The sequence below is a fragment of the Streptomyces sp. P5F9 genome, from assembly GCF_057961495.1.
Genome location: NZ_JBXVPZ010000880.1, coordinates 1 through 1,634, shown reverse-complemented (window position 1 = coordinate 1,634; position 1,634 = coordinate 1). Strand labels below are relative to the sequence as shown.

Annotated in this window: 1 protein-coding gene; it reads right to left on the bottom strand. The window is 74.7% G+C overall.

Annotation, left to right across the window (positions count from 1 at the left end; all coding sequences use genetic code 11):
- The coding region (locus tag AC31A1_RS51125) for a sensor histidine kinase (RefSeq protein ID WP_489659867.1) at positions 1 to 1,634 on the bottom strand (1,634 nt) is incomplete at both ends.

Here is a 1,634-nt window from a genome sequence, read left to right as displayed (position 1 = left end):
GCACGCGCGCGTGCCCTGGTCGGTCGCCGCCTCGCGTACGGCCCGGCGGAAGCTGTTGAAGCGGGCGGTGCGGGCGAGGGTGTCGTCGGCCGAGGGGGGCGGAGGGGTCGTCTCGGGCACGGGGGACTCCGCACGCGCGCGTGCACGCTCGGCTTCCGCGAGTGCCTGACCCCGGCGACGCTTGGGCAGGCCTTCGGGCAACGTGTTCGCCGCGTCCATCACGGCATCGGCCGGGGCACCCCGGTCCGGCGACTCGTGCGTGGGCACCGGGTCGGGGTCCAGATCGGCGAGGGTGCGGCCGGCGGCGTAGGACATCCACGGATGGTCCCGGACGGAGGGCGCGGGCGTGGCAACTGCCTCCGGATCCACCGGTGTCGACGGCGACGGCGGTGACGGCGACGGCTCGGGAAGGCCGAGGGACACCTGCGGTGTCGGCGCGTCCTGGGGCACCAGGATGTCCTGCGGTACGAGCATCAGGACGCCGGTGCCACCCCGTGCGGAGGGCCGGTACGACACCTTCAGGCCGTACTTGCGGGCCAGCCGCCCGACGACCGCGAGGCCGAGCCGGGTGCCGGTGAGGCCGCCCAGTTCGGCGGAGTCGCCGGAGACGGCGCGCTCGGCGCGGCGCAGCTGGATGTCGCCCATGACCAGGCCGCTGTCCTCCACCGAGAGGATGACCCCGGCGGGCACTTCTTCTACGTAGACATGCACTTCGGCGCTCGGCGGCGAGAAGTTCGCGGCGTTGTCGAGGAGTTCGGCGAGCGCGTGCATCACGCCCTCGGCCGCGTGCCCGGCGACGGCGGTGTCGCTGGCGGAGTGCACGCGCACGCGTTGATAGCCGCTGATACGGCCCATCGCGCCCCGCAGGATCGACTCCATGGCGATGGGGCGGGCCCAACGGCGGCCGGAGCGGGCGCCCGTGAGGACGGCGACGGAGTCGGCGAGACGGCCCGCCTGCGCGGTGCGGTGGTCGAGGTGGAGCAGGTCGGCGAGGACGTCCTCGTCCGAGTGCCGATCCTCCATGGCGCGCAGGTCGGCGAGCATGCCGGTGGCCAACGCCTGCATCCGGCCCGCCGCGTTGGCGGTCGCGGAGAGCGCGGCGGCACGCTCGTGGGAGTCCCGGCGGGCCCGCTCGGCCAGCTGCTTGTTCTCGGCGGTGAGGCGGGCCCGCTCCAGCTCGCTCTCCTCCGTGAGGCGGCCGCGCTCCTCCGCGAAGGAGGTGGTGAGGCGCATGCGCTCCTGGGAGAAGTCGGAGGTCAACCGGGCGCGTTCCTGCGAGAGTTCCGCGGTCAGCCGGGCCCGTTCGTGGGTCAGCTCCTCGGTCAGCTGCACGCGCTCCCGGTCGAAGTCCGAGCTCAGCCGGGCTCGTTCCTGCAGCAGCCGCCCCGCGTCCAGGGTGACGGCCTCAAGGCGGCGGCGGGTGATCCGGGCCGTCTGGTACGCGTGCGTGGCGAGCGCGACGGCCGCGCACAGCAGCAGCGCGCCGGCCCCGGCACCGCAGGCGACCGCGAGGCGCTTCGAGCCGGGTGTCACATAGACCGCGCCGGCGACCGCGAGCCCGGCCAGTACGGCGGTGAACAGGGGGACGGGGGCGACGGTGCGGAAGGTGGGGCGTTCGCCGGGAAGTATGGGGG